Raw genomic sequence first — 16422 nt, forward strand, 5'->3', positions numbered from 1 at the left:
AAATCCCGCCAACTGATTTGTATAGGACAAATTACCAATGATTCATTTTCAATCAGCATTAACGGTTTTTCTCGCTTAAAGAATCTGCAATAATGCCTGCCCTGTCACATAATTTTAAGCACACATGACTATTGAAAACGAAGCATTGACGCTAAAAAAACGATTTCGCGGCTACTTTCCTGTCGTTATTGACGTAGAAACTGCCGGGTTCAACGCTAAGACCGATGCGCTACTCGAAATCTGCGCCGTTACTTTAAAAATGGACGAAAACGGCGATCTTGTCCCTGCCTCAACCATTCACTTTCATGTCGAGCCATTTGAAGGCGCTAACTTAGAAAAAGAAGCTCTCGAATTTAACGGTATTCGAGACCCGTTTAGCCCACTTCGTGGCGCAGTGACAGAATCTGAAGCTCTCAAAGAGATTTATAAGTTGGTGCGCAAAGAGCAAAAAGCCGCAGATTGTAGCCGTGCAATTATGGTAGCTCACAATGCAAATTTCGATCACAGCTTCGTGATGGAAGCGAGCGAGCGTAGCAAGCTTAAACGCGTCCCTTTTCATCCCTTCGCAACGTTTGATACTGCAACGTTAAGTGGTTTGGCCTATGGTCAAACAGTACTGGCTAAAGCATGCAAGACCGCTGGGATGGAGTTTGACAATAAAGAAGCCCACTCTGCTCTATATGATACCCAAAAAACGGCAGAGCTCTTCTGCGGTATCGTCAACAAATGGAAAGCCCTAGGTGGTTGGCCGTTGATTGATGCTACTGAAGAAGAAATAAAAGAATAAATGTAAACACAACACACGAGTAAATTATGAACCCTGTTGTCATTTCTGTATGTGTCATGCTTGCCTTAGCACTGATGCGCGTGAATGTCGTCGTTGCACTGACATTTAGCGCAATTGTAGGTGGTTTGGTTTCTGGCATGGAACTTAATCAAGCGGTTGCAGCCTTCGAAAGCGGACTTGGAGGCGGTGCTACTATCGCACTTAGCTACGCCATGCTTGGTACTTTCGCTGTTGCTATCTCTCGCTCTGGAATTACCGACCTTTTAGCAAATAGCGTTATCAAACGTATCCACGGCAAAGAGAATGCATCAGCTTCTACTGGTCTAAAATACGCAGTGCTGATCGCTTTAGTGCTTGTCACTATGTCGTCGCAAAACGTTATTCCTGTCCATATTGCTTTTATCCCGATTCTTATTCCGCCACTGTTGGGCGTGTTTGCCAAGCTTAACCTAGACCGACGTATGATTGCGTGTGTACTCACGTTCGGTTTGGTGACACCTTATATGGTTCTACCAATTGGCTTCGGTGGTATTTTCCTCAACAACATTCTGCTAAAAAACCTGCACGAGAACGGTTTAGACAACGTAGTGGCTAGCCAAGTACCAGTCGCGATGCTACTGCCGGCTGCAGGTATGATTTTTGGTCTGCTTACAGCGATTTTCTTTAGCTACCGTAAACCTCGTCAGTACCAAGAAACGGAACTGACTCATGTAGAAGAAAACCCGAAATCAATCAACAAGAAGAACATTCTTGTTGCAGCAGCAGGTATTGTCGCCGCATTGAGCGTACAGCTTTCTACTGGCTCGATGATCATCGGTGGCTTAGCAGGCTTTATGGTATTTACTTTTGGTGGCGTTATTGCGTGGAAAGAGACGCACGATGTCTTCACCAAGGGTGTCCACATGATGGCGATGATTGGCTTTATTATGATCGCAGCAGCGGGTTTTGCCGCGGTAATGAAGCAAACAGGTGGCGTTGAGTCGCTAGTTGAAGCACTATCGACAAGCATTGGTGACAACAAACCGTTAGCGGCTCTGCTAATGCTGGTTGTTGGTCTACTGGTAACTATGGGTATTGGTTCTTCATTTTCGACCATTCCAATCCTTGCAACCATCTATGTGCCTCTAGCGGCAGCGTTTGGTTTCTCGCCAATGGCAACCATCGCGTTAGTTGGTACAGCAGCAGCACTTGGTGATGCTGGCTCTCCAGCTTCAGACTCAACGCTAGGCCCAACATCAGGTCTAAACGCTGATGGTCAACACGAGCACATTTGGGAAACGGTAGTACCTACCTTTATCCACTACAATATTCCATTGATTGTATTTGGCTGGATTGCCGCTATGGTGCTGTAATTCATCTTCTCCACCTTGTGGTGGATAGGTATAAAAAAAGCTGACATCGTGTCAGCTTTTTTTGTGGGTTCTATCAGCGCTTTACTGTTCTGTTTGTTCAGCAACTGCCGCAATAACAGGGACCATATCTTCTAGTAAAGCTTCTTCTACCGGTTTACCCGCTGAGTCAGTGACGTTAATTGAAGTACGGTTACCAAGGTCACCAAGTAGGAAAGTATAAGTTCCCGACTCAAGTCCAATTGGTTTAACGCCAATTTTAGTCCAGAACTCGTCGTCTGGTGCCGCGTACTTGGCTTTCACTGTACCTTGAGACTGATTACGCTCTTCGATAGTAAAGCCCATTTCAGGAAGTAGCGTTGGCAGACGTAACCAAAGTACATTGTATGGTGTACGAGCAATAATAACTGGGAAGCCACTGCGGTCAGAGCCCATAGAAATAGGGATCTGCTTCACTAACTCTTGAGCTTTACGCGCCGCTTCTTCGCGAAGGTCTTGGTCATAGCGTGCAGTCACTAAGTTAGTCATCAACGCGTTATAACGCTCTTTGTTAGTCGCGGTAACAGGCACCTGTTTACCACCTTCACGCCAATCGATCAGGGAAATCTTGAAACCATGACGACCACCAACCAAGATACGTTCGATGGCATAACGTGAACCGATTTCAACCTCTTCGTCTTCTCCCGTCCATGTCACCCAATCCGTTTCTAGGCGTGTGTCTGTCTGTTCACGAATCGTAATTCCCTGCTCTTGAAGCATCTTCAATGCAGTTTGCCAAACTTTATTCAGTTCATCTTCACGAAGTAACCAAAGCGTTGTTTCACCTTGTTTGCGTTCAGCACGCGCGCCAGGTATAAGCTCTAGAATTTGCTGAGGGGAACGAATATCCACCTCGGTGCCAACTCCACCAGTAAAGTTCCCCTGTGGGATATCATAGTTGGTGTAGAACTGAGGCGTCGCGCCCTCGGCTAGCTGCCACTCTTTCAAAGGTGGTGTGTTTAAATATTCGAAGTCATCCTTCGCCTGACGACGCTGCGCTGCACTGCCTGAGCAAGCACTTAAAACAAAAACAGCTAGTGAACTGACGACTAGCTGGTGAGACAATTTCATTGAAACTCCTGATACGTACATGCCGGAGTGGTTTCACTCCGGCAATCCATCTTTAAATTTAGTAAATGCAAGCTTCCGTCATTGCTTGAGCCACAATTGGACGAGCATTTTCAGATAGCTCTGTCAGTGGTAAACGCAGACCACCGTGATCAATTAGGCCTAGTTTGTGCGCAGCCCATTTCACTGGGATTGGGCTTGATTCAACGAACAGGTTTTTATGCAGCGGCATCAAACGCTGATTGATGATTTCCGCTTCTTCGTACTTACCTTCGCTCGCAAGTCTGAACATTTTCGCCATATCTTCAGCGGCAATATTGTTGGTAACAGAAATAACACCATTACCACCTTGCTTAACAAAATCTAGACCTGAAGAATCATCGCCACTTAGTAAGATAAAATCTTCGCCACAAAGTTCACGATGAATTGCAATTCTGCTTAAATCACCTGTCGCATCTTTAAGTGCAACAATGCTATCAATCTCTGCAAGGCGAGCTACTGTTTCTGGCAGTAAGTCTACCGCAGTTCGGCCCGGTACGTTGTACAAAATTTGTGGTACATCGCTCTCTTCTGCGATCGCTTTGTAATGTTGGAACAAACCTTCTTGAGTCGGTTTGTTGTAGTAAGGAGTCACGCTCAAACAACCTGCAATGCCAGAATTGTTTAATAGGCGGCTGAACGTCACCGATTCATGAGTCGCATTTGCTCCTGTTCCTGCAATAACAGGAATACGGCCTTCTGCAAACTCAACCGTCTTCATTACCACCTTGACATGCTCTTCAATCGTCAGCGTCGCCGATTCACCAGTGGTACCCACTGCAACGATGCCATCACTGCCCGCTGCTACATGATACTCCACCAGTTTCTTCAGGCTCACGTAGTCTACTTCGCCATCCTGATTAAACGGTGTAATTAACGCTACTATACTTCCTGAAAACATGTCTTTCTCCCTAATTTAGATACTAATCGCATGGTACTGTAAGGCGATTGATGAAGACAAGCACTTAAAGCCGCTTAAATCACCTAAATGAATGAATATTTATCAGATGTTAGAACTTTGGCAACTTACTCCTTTCATTTCAGTCCGTGTCAGTATCAAGTTAGGAATTAACCGAGTGCGACGAGTTAGACTAAAATACGTTCAAAGCTAGATAGAAAAGCGCACAGAGGCCATTTTTCTGCCAAGCAACTGTGCTAAGCTATCTCATTAATAAACCTAATTTTGATAGAAGTGACCTTATGACTCAACATCTGGTGATTACTGCGGTAGGAACAGATCGCCCAGGCGTATGCAATCAAGTTGTACACCTGGTCACTCAGTCTGGATGCAATATTGTTGACAGTCGTATCGCCCTATTTGGCAATGAATTTACCCTTATCATGTTACTCACGGGCAACAACGCGGCAGTGACTCGCGTTGAAACCACTTTGCCACTTCTTGGTCAAGAGCATGATCTGATCACCATTATGAAGCGTACTTCTACTCACGCTCATCTTGATAATACCTACACCTTAGAAGTGTTTGTCGAGTCAGATGACAGACCCGGGCTGACTGAAAAGTTCACCAATTTTTTCGCTGAGAAGAACATTGGGCTTTCGTCACTCAGTGCGCAAACCATTGATAAAGAAAAAATCGGCTCAGATAACGACCAATTTCATATCGCGATTACTGCTTCAGTAGACTCTGGTTGCAATCTGATGCAGCTGCAAGAAGACTTCGATACTCTTTGTCAAAAGCTAAACGTACAAGGCTCGCTAAATTTCTTAAAAAACAGCCAATAAAAAGGAATCTCAATGAACACGCTCACAGCCGGTGCACCAGCGCCTGCCTTCTCTTTACTTGACCAAAATGGCGAAACTATCTCTCTCGGTGATTTCAAAGGTAAAAAAGTACTGTTTTACTTTTACCCTAAAGCCATGACTCCGGGATGTACTGTTCAAGCACAAGGCCTACGCGATGTTAAAGCTGAGCTTGACGCTCACAACGTTGTGGTTTTAGGTGTTAGCATCGACCCTGTAAAACGCTTAGGAAAGTTTATTGAACGCGATGAACTTAACTTCACGCTTCTTTCTGATGAAGACCATGCAGTTGCCGACCAGTTTGGCGTGTGGGGCGAGAAGAAGTTTATGGGTAAGGTTTACGATGGTCTGCACCGTATTAGCTTCCTGATCAACGAAGAAGGCGTCATTGAGCATGTCTTCAATAAGTTCAAGACAAAGACACACCATGAGGTGGTGTTAGATTACTTGAACGAAAACAAGTAAATTACTTGATATAAAAAACGCCAGCATCGCTGGCGTTTTTGCTTCTTGGGAGCATTAGACTTGCTAGACAATAAACTTGTTTAAGATGGCGTCTTGCTCACGAACATTTTCTGTTTGAACCTGCATTGCCATGTTCGCTTCTTCTGCTGAATCAGCGACTTGAGTGGATAGATCTTTAATCTTCACCGTATTGCTGTTGATCTCTTCAGCAACCAAGCTCTGCTCTTCAGCTGCAGATGCGATCTGCATGTTCATGTCACTGATACGTTGAATCGCTTCACGAATGCGCTGCAATGCACCATCGGCCGCTTGCGCTTTATCTACCGCATCCACTGCAGTGTTTTTACTTTCATTCATCGCGGCAGATACCGAACTCGCACCTGCTTGGAGCTGTTCGATCATGCTACGAATTTCTGTCGTTGATTCTTGAGTGCGCTGCGCTAGGGTGCGAACTTCATCTGCTACTACCGCAAATCCGCGTCCTGATTCACCGGCACGAGCTGCCTCAATTGCCGCATTCAGTGCCAATAGGTTGGTCTGGTCAGCAATGTCATTAATCACTTTCAAGATGGTCTCAATGTTTGCAGTTGCCGACTCAAGGCCTTGAACCTCTTCGACAGCTTGGTCAATACGAGAGGAGAGCATATCTATCGAGTTAGTAGTATCACTCACTACTGACGAGCCATCTTGAGTCGCATCATCAGCCTCTTTTGCCGCAGCAGCTGCACCTTGCGCATTATTTGCTACTTCGGTCGCCGTTACCGCCATCTCGTTCATCGCGGTCGCTAATTGCTCTAGCTCTTCAAGTTGACTACGCATTGCCCCAGCAGAGTGCTGCGCGCCGACGACGGTCATCTCAGTGCCACGTAAGATTTCTGCACCAATCGCTTTCGATTGTTGAATCTGTTTCTGCAAAGTTTCAGTAAAGGTGTTAAATCCTTCCGCTAACTGGGCGAACTCTTGATCAGTATTGGTATCCAAACGCTTAGTTAGATCGCCTTGACCTGATGCAACATCCTGAATAGCATCGTTTAGAGTCGCAAGTGGTTTCATCAGTGCTTTGATTAGGAAGCTTAAGACAACCACACTTAATATCACGCCAATCACGACGTAAAGGATTGAGCTGTTACGCATGTCGTCTACGGCAGCAAAAGCGATGTCTTCGTCAACCACAGCACCAATGTACCAGTTCTCTGAAGGGACTTTAGTAAAGTGAACAAGTAAGCGTTGACCATCTTGCTCAAACTTCTGGTTGCCTTCCTGAACTTTTGCTTGCGGCAGGTATTTGGTTAGGTTCTCACCATTATTTTCCGCTTGTGGGTGAGCAATCGTCGTACCGTCTGCGGTAACAATGAATAGGTAACCGGCATCAAGGAGGTTCACGCTGTTGACAAGGTCAGCCAAACCACCCAATTCCATGTCGTAGAACATGCCAGCCATAAACTGACCATTCTCTTTCACTGGCGTACCAATAGAAATGATCACTTTCTTCGACGAGACATCTACATATGGGTCAGTAACAACTAACTTACCTTGTGCTTTCGCATCTTTAAACCAAGGGCGTACACGAGGGTCATAGTCAGGACCAGCTTCCCAGCCATCATCATTTTCGACAACGAAGCCATCTGCCTCGTAACCAAAGCCCACTGCGAGGAAACTTCCCTTTAGCTCTGGTTTTTCAAGAATCTGTTTCACAAGCTGTCGATTCTGAGGATCGAGCTCAAGAACCTCTGTCGTAGATTGAGCCAGAGATTTTTTACTCTCCATCTCTGACACCACTGTATTTTTCACCCCTTTTACCATCTCTGTGAGACTAGTATCGACGAGTGCCTCGACTTCCTGCTTTACCGTGCTTAGCTGTTGAATCGACAACAGGGTTACAGTTACCAGCAATAGCGCTGATGAAGCCGCAACGATCTTTTGGCTAAATTTCATATTTTCCCTCAATTAGTCAGCAAGCTTTTTGTTATTGTAATTAGTATAGTTATCGTCCCGGATAACGTTTACTTAAGAAATTTCTTACAATTCTCTGCTTAAGTAAATTCCAATACTGGCAAAAATGCCAACTAGCGCACAAACAAAAAGCCCTAAAGGGTCAACTTTAGGGCTTTTTATGTAATCGTTTGCAGTTGCCAAAACTATCTATGTCGGGACTTCATCATCGTGGCTTGGAAGAGCATTCCAAACCGCCTTAACTAAAGTTGCGAGTGGAATAGCAAAGAACACACCCCAGAATCCCCATAGACCGCCGAATACGAGGACCGCAACAATAATTGCCACAGGGTGGAGGTTTACCGCCTCTGAGAATAAAACGGGAACCAGAACGTTACCATCAAGAGCCTGAATGATGCCATAAGCAATTAGCAGCCAATAAAACTGTGGCGTTAAGCCCCATTGGAACAGGCCTACAATTGCCACAGGCACAGTTACCGCCGCAGCACCAATATAAGGGATCAATACAGAGAATCCGACTGCAACAGCCAGTAGTACTGAGTAGCGAAGGTCAAGGATGGCAAAGGTGACATAACTGACACCACCGACAATGAGAATCTCCATTACCTTACCGCGAATATAGTTGGAGATTTGCTCGTTCATCTCATCCCAAACTTTAGTTGCCAAACGACGGTTGCGCGGTAAAACACCACTGGTCATATCCAACATTTCGTCTTTATCTTTGAGTAAGAAAAAGACTAAAAGTGGCACTAAAATCAAATAAACCGCCAAGGTGGCCAAGCTTACCAGTGACGCAAGTGAGCCCTTCACAACAGTCTCGCCCATCACAATCACTTGGTTTTTGGCATTTGTGACAAGTGACTCTACGATTTGAAAGTTTTCTAGTTCTGGGTAACGGTGTGGCAACTCGGCGATAAAGGCTTGCAACCCGCCGTACATGGTTGGGATATCATTGATTAAGTTACCAACCTGCTCCCAGATCGTCGGCACCAAACCGAAAATGGCGACTAGCATTAGGCTACTAAAGCCGAGGATAACAAGAATAACCGCCAGTGTTCTTGGAATACCTAAGCGAGAAAGCTGCACCACAGGCCACTCAAGCAGATAAGCAAGCACGATTGCCACCAGCAACGGTGCAATTAAATTGCCGAAGAAGTAGATCGTAATAAAGCCGAAAAGAAGAATCGCAACAAGACTTACGGCGTGTGGATCAGAAAAACGTCGCTTATACCAGCGACTTACCATTTCAAACATTCAACATACTTCCTTTGGTTTTGTAGCTCGACTGACTTGCATTCGATAATAACCATCCTTCTCTTCACAGATTAGTTCAAATAAGTGTTTTTGAAGATACTGAGTAATATCTGCGAAAGAACTTGAATCAGAAACTAGCAGTAGAGTTTGCTCTCCAGCAACCAAATCTTTTGTGTGACGCTTAGCAAGTAACAGTGCCATAGGGCAACGTTCTTGGCGTAAATCCAAAATATTCGGTTCCATTCTTTCGCTCGATGCTTATTATTACGGGTAGGTATTGTATAGTGTTTTTTTGCAGGCGTCAGTGCAAATAATGGCGGCAAGCTCACGACTGTTACCTAACAGTGAATGGTTGTATTTACATTCACTGAATGAATCACTTAACGAATTGGAAACCATCTCTGCGATATGGTGTCCAAGCGTATACCCGTCTTGCTAATATAAGCTTAGCAAGGATGAAAAAATCAACGGAGTATTACCTGTCCAATATGTTTAAACATACGCGCTCACTCGTTTGTCTTTGTCTTGCCACCGCTTTAAGCACTCCGGCTCCAACGCTAGCAGACAACCTCAATCTTCCCGATATCGGCACGGCGGCTAGCGGCACTTTGACTATCGCTCAAGAGCTGCAATACGGCGATGCCTATATGCGTATGCTTCGTAGCAGTTCGCCAATCATTAATGACCCGGTACTGAATGAATATGTTGATAGCTTAGGCCATCGCCTTGTCGCCAATGCGTCAGATGTGAAAACGCCGTTTACCTTCTTTATGATTCGCGACCGTAATATCAACGCATTTGCGTTTTTCGGTGGTTATGTCGCGCTTCATTCCGGTCTGTTTCTTTACGCTCAAAGTGAAAGTGAACTGGCTTCTGTTGTCGCACACGAAATTGCTCACGTAACCCAACGCCACTTAGCGCGAAGTATGGAAGAGCAAGCAAGACGTTCCCCTGCTACGTTAGCCGCTTTAGCGGGTTCTTTACTATTAGCGATCGCATCACCGCAAGCCGGTATGGCGGCAATTACTGCAACCACCGCGGGTAATATGCAGGGGCAAATCAACTATACTCGCAGCAACGAAAAAGAGGCTGACCGATTTGGCATCAGCACCATGGCGAAAGCGGGCTTTGATGTAAATGCCATGCCAAGATTTTTTGGCCGCCTAGCCGATGAGTTCCGCTACGCGAGTAAGCCACCGCCAATGCTGCTGACCCACCCACTACCTGAAGATCGTATTACCGACAGCCGTGCCCGCGCGCAAAACTACCCTGCTCGTCGAGTCGACCCTTCGTTAAATTACCACCTTGCCCGCGCTAGAGTAGTGGCTCGCTATACGGGTATCGAAGGTAAAGCTGCCCTCGATTGGATGAATCGTAAAGAGAAAAGAGCACCAGAGAATATCAAGCCGTCTCTTCAATATGGTAAAGCCTTAGTTTACTTAGACAATAATCAACTCGAAGAAGCGCACACCATTTTACAAAGCCTATTAAAGCTTGATGCTTATAACCGTTTTTATCTGGATGCGATGTCTGATCTCTACATCGCAATGAAACAACCAGAAAAAGCAGAACAAATGCTTGAGCGCTCTTTAAAATCGGCACCTAACAATGCGGTACTGACGATCAACTACGCTAACGTTTTGATGGAGCAAGATAAAAACGAAGAAGCGATAAAAGTACTGCAGCGTTACACCCATGATAATCCAAAAGATGTGAATGGCTGGCACTTACTATCTGAAGCCAATATTCACCTAGGTGTCAGTGACGAAGACTTAGCCGCACGCGCTGAAATCCTCGCGCTAAAAGCAAATTGGAACAAAGCCATTCAGTATTACACCCAAGCTAGCCAAATCGCTGAGCTAGGAAGCTTGAAGCAAGCAAGATATGATGCCCGCATTGACCAGCTCATGGTTCAAAGGGATCGTTTCTTTGCTCTACAATAATAAATGGAGAAAACTCTATGTCAGTCGTGATTTATCACAACCCTCGATGCTCTAAAAGCCGTCAAACACTGGCTCTGTTAGAAGAAAAAAACATTCAGCCAGAAATCGTTAAATATCTAGAGACACCACCGAGTATCGATGAACTGAAAACACTGATGGTTCAACTAGGTGTTTCAGAAGTCCGCGATATGATGCGCACCAAAGAAGATATCTACAAAGAACTGGAACTCAAGTCTGCCGATGATGAGACCTTGTTTAAAGCCATGGTTGAAAACCCAAAACTGATTGAGCGCCCGATTGTTGTTGCGAATGGTAAGGCGAAGCACGGTCGACCACCGGAGCAAGTACTAGACATTCTATGAGTTGCCAAATCGTCGTCTTGTATTACAGTCGACATGGTTCGACACAAGCTATTGCTCGGCAGATAGCGCGAGGGGTGGAGTCCATCCCTCAGTGTGAAGCGATTTTGCGCACGGTTGATGAAATTGAGGGCGAAAGCTCCGCGGATGATCCGATCATCACACTCAGCGAATTAAAGCAATGCCATGGCCTAGCAATGGGTAGCCCAGTTTGGTTCGGCAATATGGCGGCTCCGCTTAAGCATTTCTGGGATAAAACCACCTCTGCTTGGATATCTGGAGACCTGATCGACAAGCCTGCGTGTGTGTTTACCTCCTCATCTAGCCTGCATGGCGGTCAAGAGACTACGCTGCAAAGCATGATGCTTCCGTTGTTGCACCACGGCATGATGATTATGGGGATCCCATACTCGCAACCTAAGCTTCATACCACGCAAAGCGGTGGAACTCCCTACGGAGCAACATCAGTAAGTTCTTCTGGTTCGACACTCAGCGAAGATGAAATTGAACTATCGCAACAACTCGGCAAGCGCTTAGCCCAAACTGCTTTAAAATTGAAGGATCAATAAACATGCAAGAGATGCAATCAACAACTAAGCTTTATCGCCTATTGGCTCTGTTTGGTAATCTTGCTCTACTCGCTTGGATCATGATGTGGCAGCTATCGCTTTCTCCGCATCCACATATCAGTAGTACTACGCTAGCGATTGCTTGGGCAGTGCCGCTTCTGCTTCCATTGCCAGGCATTTTAGCCGGAAAGCCATACACTCATGCATGGGCCAACTTCGTTTTAATGCTCTACTTCCTGCATGGATTTACGATTTTGTACGTCGATGACGGTGAACGTTGGTTAGCAGTTGTTGAGCTTGTTCTTACTACACTCGCTTTCTTCGGCAATATTCTTTACGCCAGAGCAAGAGGTAAAGAACTGGGCATGAAACTGAAAAGATTGTCTAAAGTCGAGAAAGAAGAAAAAGCTCGATTTGGCGAGAGTGAGTAACCGTTTTAGATAAACTTAGTGCAGAGATAGCTTCTCTGCACGCAATAACCACAATAAAAAATAATGACATTCTATTAAACAAATAAAAACATTTTGTTTACGTGACTAAGCTTAAAGTTTACCAAGTCAATAAGTCGTTAATTAGCTATTAATGATTTAAATCAATTTCTTCTACTGTTCATACATTAACCTACAGTGCATTGTTTGTTCTGCTTCGCAGGGAGCCTGAAATGGAACACAAAGCTAAGTTAGTTAATGCGAGCCGAGCATGGTTTGTCTCCAGAATCATATCGCTCTGTTGCTGCGCGCTGTTTTTCTTCTCTCTCTCTGCTCAAGCTTTATTCGTTAGTCCGCCAAAAGATCCAATCCCACTAATTCAAGAAGTCTTTCCCAATTTAACATCGATATCCGATAAGCAAGGTGAACCTCTAATCCGCACTATAGAAGGTGCCGAAGGTGTTTTAGGCTATGCATTTGAAACCGACGATATTGCGAGAATTCCAGCTTACTCAGGCGAGCCTGTCAATATGCTTGTGGTTATCGACCCAGAAGGAAAGTATCTTGCGTCAAAAGTGCTTGAGCATCATGAGCCGATAATCTTAGCGGGCATACCTGAAAGTAAACTTGGGGAGTTTAGCGATCAATATGTCGGCCTTTCGGTCAAAGACAGAATCAAAGTCGGTGGAAAAACCGAGCAAGGATATGTCCCTATAGATGGTTTGTCAGGTGCAACGGTAACCGTCATGGTAATGAACGTTGCCATCACTAAAGCGGCAACTAAAGCGGCGGAATCACTGGGGATCATCACTCCCACAAACGGCATTATTCAGCCTATTTCGACGATTAAAAAAGATATCTTCGAAAAAAAGAGCTGGTTAGATCTCACTGGCGATGGCTCAATTCGAAAACTGTACCTGACCAATGCAACGGTTCAGGAAGCGTTTGATGGTACCAAAGCCGAAAACATAGACACTGTACCAGAGTCAGAAAGCAAGGATATGTTTTCCGAAGTCTATTACGCCTTAGCTGATATCCCGAGCATAGGCATCAACTTATTTGGCGAATCAGAGTACCAATGGCTGACCAAAGATCTCCAACCTGGCGAACACCTGATAGCCGTATTCGGCAATGGGTATTCTTACAAAGGTTCAGGATATGTTCGCGGTGGGATCTTCGATCGTCTGCAAGTACACCAGAAAGACAATGAAATCTCATTTCGCGACTTAGACCACACCCGAGTCACGGACTTGTATGCACTAGGTGTACCCAGATTCAAGGAGATGTCGATCTTCAAAGTCCAAGCACATCACGAGTTTGATCCTGGTGCCAGTTGGCAGATAGAGTTGTTAGTCAGAAGACAAACCGGTCCAATAGATAGTGTCTTTACCAGTTTTAAAGGTGACTATGATGTTCTCGAACACTATGTGGATACACCACCAGCCATTGTTCCACCTAAACCGCTCAGCCTAACAGAACAGGTTTGGCAGGAGCGCCAGTGGGAAGTAGTAACACTGTTAAGCTTAATTGGCGTGCTTATTCTGATCCTGTTCTTCCAAGATATATTAGTCAAACACCCGACCTTTATGCACCGCTTGCGCCATGGGTTTCTAGTCATTACTGTTGTTTTCATAGGCTGGACATGGGGAGGACAACTCTCTGTCGTAAACGTATTTACTTTCTTACAATCGTTGTTCAAAGGATTCTCGTGGGACTTATTCCTCCTCGACCCGATTATCTTTATTCTTTGGTGCGCGGCTGCCGTAACCATGCTGCTGTGGGGACGTGCTGTCTATTGTGGCTGGCTATGCCCTTTTGGTGCATTACAAGAACTCATCAACCAAGTGGCTCGTTACGCAAAAGTCCCTCAATTTGAGCTGCCTTGGGCAGTGCATGAAAGACTCTGGGCCATAAAGTACTTAATCTTACTGGCACTCTTTGCCATTTCACTGGATTCGCTCGCTTTGGCCGAGCAGTTTGCTGAAATCGAACCGTTTAAAACCACCTTTTTACTTAAGTTTGACCGAGAGTGGCCTTTTATTGCATGGGCCGTATTTTTGCTCACTCTCAACCTTTTTAACCGAAAAACTTTTTGCCGCTACCTTTGCCCCTTGGGCGCTGCACTTTCGATCTCTAACAGCGTTCGCCTGTTTGACTGGCTTAAGCGTCGTCCAGAATGTGGCTCACCCTGCAAAATATGTGCGAAAGAGTGCGAGATCCAAGCTATCCATCCAGATGGCGTGATCAACATGCGCGAATGTCACTATTGCCTCGACTGTCAAATTACCTATTCCAACGATGGTAAGTGCCCACCATTGAAAAAAATGGCACGTAAAAAACGTCAACAAATGAGTTCTGATATACCAGTAACACAATTGTAAACCGCCAAGAGAAGTGATTGGTGAGCAAGTTCTAGCCGTTACCCAATATCAGTGAACAATAACGTAAAACGGAGATTTACCAATGAGCGATGATAAGAGTAAATATGAGGATAACAACTTGCCAATCAACTCTGAGCGCCGAAAATTTTTCGGTAAGAGTGCGGCACTGGGGTTAGGCGTTGCCACGGCCCCTATGACAGCAGCCGTATTTGCTTCTATGGCCAAAGCCCAAGCTGAGGAGATGGCTAATAGCCCGTTTGTTCACCCTGGTGAACAAGATGAATACTATGGTTTCTGGAGTGGAGGTCATTCCGGAGAAGTTCGCATTCTGGGTATTCCTTCTATGCGCGAGTTAATGCGCATCCCCGTATTCAACAGTTGTAGTGCCACTGGTTGGGGGTTTACCGATGAAAGTAAACGCATCAAAGGCGATAGCGCTCATATCATGTCAGGAGACTCTCACCACCCGCATATGAGTATGACGGACGGCCGTTATAACGGAAAGTATGTATTCATCAACGACAAAGCAAATTCTCGAGTGGCGCGCATTCGCTGTGATGTAATGAAAGTCGACAAGATGATTACTATCCCAAATGTGCAGGCGATTCATGGCTTACGTGTACAAAAAGTCCCTGAAACTAAGTATGTCATCTGCAATAGTGAATTTGAGATTCCAATGAACAACGATGGTAAGGCGACACTGGAAGATGTCAGCACCTACCGCTCCCTATTTAACGTTATTGATGCCGAAAGTATGGAAGTGGCTTTCCAAGTAATGGTGGACGGTAACTTGGATAACACCGATGCCGACTACGATGGTAAATACTTTGCCTCTACTTGTTACAACTCTGAAATGGGAATGAATCTTGGAGAAATGATCACTGCCGAACGCGATCATGTGGTGGTTTTCAACCTCGCTCGGTGTGAAGCAGCCCTTAAAGCGGGTAAATTCCAAACCTACAATGGCAACAAAGTCCCTGTCCTCGACGGCCGAAAAGGTTCAGATTTAACTCGCTATATCCCAGTACCTAAATCACCCCACGGCATGAACACGTCGCCAGACGGTAAGTATTTCATGGCTAATGGTAAGCTTTCGCCAACAGTTTCAATCATCTCTATCGCTAAGCTTGACGATCTATTCGAAGACAAAATTAAACCTCGCGACACTATTGTAGGTGAACCAGAGCTAGGTTTAGGTCCTCTGCATACCGCATTTGACCAAAATGGCTATGCTTACACCACTCTGTTCCTCGATAGTCAGGTGGCAAAATGGAACATCGAAGAGGCAATCCGCGCTTACAACGGCGAAAAGGTCAATTACATCCGTCAAAAAATCGATGTTCATTACCAACCAGGACACAACAGCACTTCTAGCGGTGAAACACGCGATGCTGATGGTAAGTGGCTGGTATCATTATGTAAATTCTCTAAAGACCGCTTCTTACCTGTTGGGCCATTGAAAGCAGAAAATGACCAGTTGATTGATATCTCTGGCGACGAAATGAAGTTGGTACACGATGGACCTACCTTTGCCGAACCACATGACGGCACCATTATTCATCGCAGTAAAGTGAAACCTAATAAGATCTGGGATCGTAACGACCCTATCTTCGCCGAAACCGTCGCAATGGCGAAAAAAGATGGCGTGAACGTGATGACAGACAACAAAGTTATCCGCGATGGTAACAAGGTACGCGTTTACATGACCTCAGTGGCACCAACATTTGGCATGAACGAGTTTAAAGTCAAAGTGGGTAATGAAGTCACCATAGTCGTCACTAACCTAGATATGATTGAAGACGTGACCCATGGATTCTGTATGACGAACCACGGTGTTCAAATGGAGATCAGTCCACAGGAAACCGCGTCCATTACCTTCGTCGCTGATAAGCCGGGCGTTCAGTGGTACTACTGTAACTGGTTCTGTCATGCTCTCCATATGGAGATGCGCGGTCGAATGCTAGTAGAAGCGTAACACTAAGTCCTTGCCTCTAGCAGTAGAGGCAAGGCTCCCCCACGATGCCAAT

Annotated in this window: 15 protein-coding genes; 10 read left to right on the top strand and 5 right to left on the bottom strand. The window is 45.4% G+C overall.

Annotated features, from left to right (window positions below; translation table 11 throughout):
• Positions 1-124 precede the first annotated feature (124 nt).
• Both rnt and IX91_RS10775 read left to right on the top strand, forming a co-directional pair.
• Positions 125-787 (top strand): ribonuclease T, encoded by a 663-nt coding sequence (rnt, locus tag IX91_RS10770; protein WP_004743387.1) that lies wholly within the window; start codon positions 125-127, stop codon positions 785-787.
• A gap of 26 nt (positions 788-813) precedes the next feature.
• Positions 814-2139 (top strand): Na+/H+ antiporter family protein, encoded by a 1326-nt coding sequence (locus IX91_RS10775; RefSeq protein WP_004743388.1) that lies wholly within the window; start codon positions 814-816, stop codon positions 2137-2139.
• Positions 2140-2220: 81 nt separating this feature from the next.
• On the opposite strand, the gene bamC is transcribed toward IX91_RS10775, so the two are convergent.
• Positions 2221-3246: an outer membrane protein assembly factor BamC gene (bamC, locus tag IX91_RS10780; RefSeq protein ID WP_004749442.1), complete on the bottom strand. Its 1026-nt coding sequence runs from the start codon at positions 3244-3246 to the stop codon at positions 2221-2223.
• Between the two features lie 58 nt (positions 3247-3304).
• A complete protein-coding gene (gene dapA, locus IX91_RS10785; protein WP_004747039.1) occupies positions 3305-4183 on the bottom strand; it encodes a 4-hydroxy-tetrahydrodipicolinate synthase in 879 nt (292 codons plus the stop codon).
• A gap of 299 nt (positions 4184-4482) precedes the next feature.
• On the opposite strand from dapA, the gene IX91_RS10790 reads away from it, so the two are divergent.
• Complete coding sequence (locus IX91_RS10790) at positions 4483-5025, top strand: glycine cleavage system protein R (RefSeq protein ID WP_004747040.1); 543 nt, start codon at positions 4483-4485, stop codon at positions 5023-5025.
• A gap of 12 nt (positions 5026-5037) precedes the next feature.
• Entirely contained in the window at positions 5038-5508 is a 471-nt protein-coding gene (bcp, locus tag IX91_RS10795; protein WP_004747041.1) for a thioredoxin-dependent thiol peroxidase, read from the top strand.
• A 63-nt stretch (positions 5509-5571) separates the two neighbouring features.
• On the opposite strand, the gene IX91_RS10800 is transcribed toward bcp, so the two are convergent.
• The 3 genes from IX91_RS10800 to IX91_RS10810 form a co-directional block, all read right to left on the bottom strand.
• Positions 5572-7443 carry a methyl-accepting chemotaxis protein gene (locus tag IX91_RS10800; protein ID WP_004747042.1) on the bottom strand — a complete coding sequence of 624 codons (1872 nt, stop codon included), beginning with the start codon at positions 7441-7443 and terminating at the stop codon, positions 5572-5574.
• A gap of 207 nt (positions 7444-7650) precedes the next feature.
• Positions 7651-8715 (bottom strand): AI-2E family transporter, encoded by a 1065-nt coding sequence (locus tag IX91_RS10805; RefSeq protein WP_004747045.1) that lies wholly within the window; start codon positions 8713-8715, stop codon positions 7651-7653.
• Complete coding sequence (locus IX91_RS10810) at positions 8716-8958, bottom strand: sulfurtransferase TusA family protein (RefSeq protein ID WP_004747047.1); 243 nt, start codon at positions 8956-8958, stop codon at positions 8716-8718.
• A 245-nt stretch (positions 8959-9203) separates the two neighbouring features.
• On the opposite strand from IX91_RS10810, the gene bepA reads away from it, so the two are divergent.
• From bepA to nosZ, 6 genes are all read left to right on the top strand, one after another.
• A complete protein-coding gene (gene bepA, locus IX91_RS10815) occupies positions 9204-10658 on the top strand; it encodes a beta-barrel assembly-enhancing protease (RefSeq protein WP_004747049.1) in 1455 nt (484 codons plus the stop codon).
• 17 nt (positions 10659-10675) lie between these two features.
• Positions 10676-11020, top strand: a complete 345-nt coding sequence (gene arsC / locus IX91_RS10820; RefSeq protein ID WP_004747050.1) for an arsenate reductase (glutaredoxin) — start codon at positions 10676-10678, stop codon at positions 11018-11020.
• The gene (gene wrbA / locus IX91_RS10825) at positions 11017-11586 is read left to right on the top strand and encodes an NAD(P)H:quinone oxidoreductase (protein WP_004747051.1); all 570 of its coding nucleotides are present in this window, start codon (positions 11017-11019) and stop codon (positions 11584-11586) included. The genes arsC and wrbA overlap by 4 nt, the downstream gene beginning before the upstream one ends.
• Before the next feature lie 2 nt (positions 11587-11588).
• Positions 11589-12017: a DUF2069 domain-containing protein gene (locus IX91_RS10830; RefSeq protein WP_004747052.1), complete on the top strand. Its 429-nt coding sequence runs from the start codon at positions 11589-11591 to the stop codon at positions 12015-12017.
• Positions 12018-12247: 230 nt separating this feature from the next.
• Complete coding sequence (nosR, locus tag IX91_RS10835) at positions 12248-14395, top strand: transcriptional regulator NosR (protein WP_004747053.1); 2148 nt, start codon at positions 12248-12250, stop codon at positions 14393-14395.
• An 82-nt stretch (positions 14396-14477) separates the two neighbouring features.
• Positions 14478-16370: a TAT-dependent nitrous-oxide reductase gene (nosZ, locus tag IX91_RS10840; protein ID WP_004747054.1), complete on the top strand. Its 1893-nt coding sequence runs from the start codon at positions 14478-14480 to the stop codon at positions 16368-16370.
• Positions 16371-16422 lie beyond the last annotated feature (52 nt).

The sequence above is a fragment of the Vibrio tubiashii ATCC 19109 genome, from assembly GCF_000772105.1.
GTDB lineage: Bacteria > Pseudomonadota > Gammaproteobacteria > Enterobacterales > Vibrionaceae > Vibrio > Vibrio tubiashii.